This is a genomic window from Asticcacaulis sp., assembly GCF_027484505.1.
Lineage (GTDB): Bacteria > Pseudomonadota > Alphaproteobacteria > Caulobacterales > Caulobacteraceae > Asticcacaulis.
The window spans coordinates 1-2,572 of record NZ_JAIXSV010000240.1 but is presented as its reverse complement, the minus strand read 5'-3'; the positions used below and the strand labels follow the sequence as shown (position 1 = coordinate 2,572).

The 2,572-nt window shown below is 59.8% G+C and carries 1 protein-coding gene; it reads right to left on the bottom strand.

The window, feature by feature from the left end; all coding sequences use genetic code 11:
* The coding region (locus Q0072_RS14105) for a DNA methyltransferase (RefSeq protein WP_366941816.1) at nucleotides 1–2,391 on the bottom strand (2,391 nt) is incomplete at its 3' end.
* Nucleotides 2,392–2,572 lie beyond the last annotated feature (181 nt).

Sequence of the window (2,572 nt, the reverse complement as noted above, 5' to 3'; positions counted from 1 at the left end):
TGTTAGGAATGGTCGTAGTACTCTACCTGCATTTCTATCACTGCCAGTTGCGGCATGAATTTTTTCCCTATCAACAATGAATCCGGAGCCAAGAGGGTACATTCCCGTAAACGCAATTCCGGTGTTGGCCTGTAGAGCTACACAGGTCCAATTATCATTGGCAGGTGACAAGTTCGACGATATAAATTTCTCTGATACACTTACAGTTACTGATATTTCTCCCTCACTTCCAGGCGCTTCGTGAGTGACCTGACAAAGACGGCCTGCACGTCGTCCGAAGCCCGCTACCGTCATGGCCACCCGCACAGCAGCGCCATCGGATGATTCAACCCAGGGGTGGTCTGGAACTGCGAACAAAATTGAAAGTCGATGATCTGACTGAAAAATTTCTATTACTTTCCTGTTGAATCCTTGCGTTATGCTGTTGGTGGTAATAAATCCAAATCTAAAAATTCTTCTATTTGACAAATGTTGAGCTGCCTTAAACCACCAGTACATTACAAAGTCAATTGATCCGGGAGTATCATTGTAGATTTTTCGCAACGTCTCCACATACCCGTCGCCCAATGCCAACCGCATCCGCTTATTCCCAATAAACGGCGGATTCCCCACGATATAGTCCGCCTTGGGCCATTTGGCCGGGCGTGGCTTCACATAGTTCAGCACCTCCACCCGCGCCTTCTCGTCGGGCACATCCTCGCCCGTCACCGGATGCTTCTTCATGGTCACGCCGTCCCAGCGCGTGACGGGCTTGCCCTTCTCGTCCTTCACCACTTCCACCCGGTCATAGGCCAGGATGGCGTCGCGGTTCTCGATATTCTTGAAGTCTTTCAGGATCGGTTCGGCGGGGCGGACCTTGCCGAAGGTGCGGAAATGCCATTGCAGGTAACCGATCCAGATCACCATTTCGGCAATGGCGGCGGCGCGGGGATTGATTTCGATGCCTAAGAACTGATGCGGATCGACGGTGTGACCGGCCAGCGCCAGCGCGTCCTGACGTTCGCCCAGGGTGTTGGACAGGAAGTCCAGAACCTCACCTTCCAGCCGCTTCATCAGTTCCAGCGTGACATACAGGAAGTTGCCGGTGCCGCAGGCGGGGTCCAGAACGCGGGTGGCGCATAGCCTTTCGTGAAAGGCGCGCACCTCCGCCACCGCGACCTCGCGATCCTGGCCCAGGGCACCGGTCTTCACCGCGTCCCATTCCTCGCGCAGCGGTTCGATGACCGTGGGCAGGACAAGGCGTTCGACATAGGCGCGGGGCGTGTAATGCGCGCCCAGCTTGTGCCGTTCCCGCGCGTCCAGCGCGCGTTCCAGCAGGGTGCCGAAAATGGCCGGTTCCACATCACGCCAATCGGCCTGTGCGGCCTGGATCAACAGGCGCAATTGCGCCTCTGTCAGGGGCAGGGCCTCGGCCTTGGCGAACAGCCCGCCATTGAAGCGCAGGACATCCGTGCGCAGCACCGAACAGAACCCGCCCTCATCCATGGATTTCCACAATGCGCGCAGGGTGGGGGCCACATGCTGCGGATGGGCCAGAAGCCCCTCAAGCTCCTGTCGGAAGCCGTCGCGGGGCAGCAGTTCAACATCCTCCGCGAACATGGTGAACAGACAGCGCATCAGGAAGGTGGCGACATTCTGGGCGGAATGCCCGTCGGCCTCCAGGCTTTTCGCCAGCTTGGCCAGACGATCAGCGATATCGCGCGTGACCTTGGCCGCATGGCGGCTGGGGTCCAGCGACATCGGGTCTTCCCAGACCGATTTCAGCCGCGCCCGCACCTCTGCCCGGTGCAAATCCTGCATCTTGATGCGGAAAGAACTGGCATCGGGGAAATGGGTGTAGTCCTTGCCCGTGCGGCTGAAGCCCGCGAACAACTGTATCTCGTGCCCGACATCGACGATGATCAGGAAGGGTGGCCATTCCGGCAGGGCCTTGGCGTATTTTTCCGCCTGACCGCGCGCCCGGATCATCGCATCGTCCCAGCCCTTGCTGCCGCGCACCCCATGACCCTTGCGCCGCGGGCCGGTGTCACCGGTAAGGCCCAGCAGCGGCAGGTCGGCCTGCACCGCATCCACACCCTGCTTGGCCTCCAGCACGAAACAGCCCTGCTTGTAGCAATCGATGCGCCCGCTGCTGGAACTGCCGTCAGGATGGCGGATGCTGACCGCCTTTTCCTTCACATAGCTGTTCTTCGCCTCGTCCGGCAGGGTGGGGCGGGGCGGTTCCGTCCGGATCAGGCCACACAACTCGGCGATGAAGTCGCCATAATTCGACAGTTCCGCCCCACCGGACGGGGTCCAGCGCTGAATGAAGGCGTCGATCTCGGCGGGCGTGGCGGTGCTGGCGGTATCGGTCATGACCCGTGCATTGGCAAACGGAAGATGCCGCAGCATACAGTTTCGCAACCATCCATCTCAACGGCTTCGGCGCACCGGGGGTGATAAACCCGCCCCCGACCCTACCGTCGCAGCCTGATTTCCGTGTCATCCAGGCCGGTCAGGACCAGGGTGCCGTCTGGTTGCACCGTGTGGGTCTGCACGCTGCGCAGGGCCGACAGGAAGGCCTGTTCGCGCA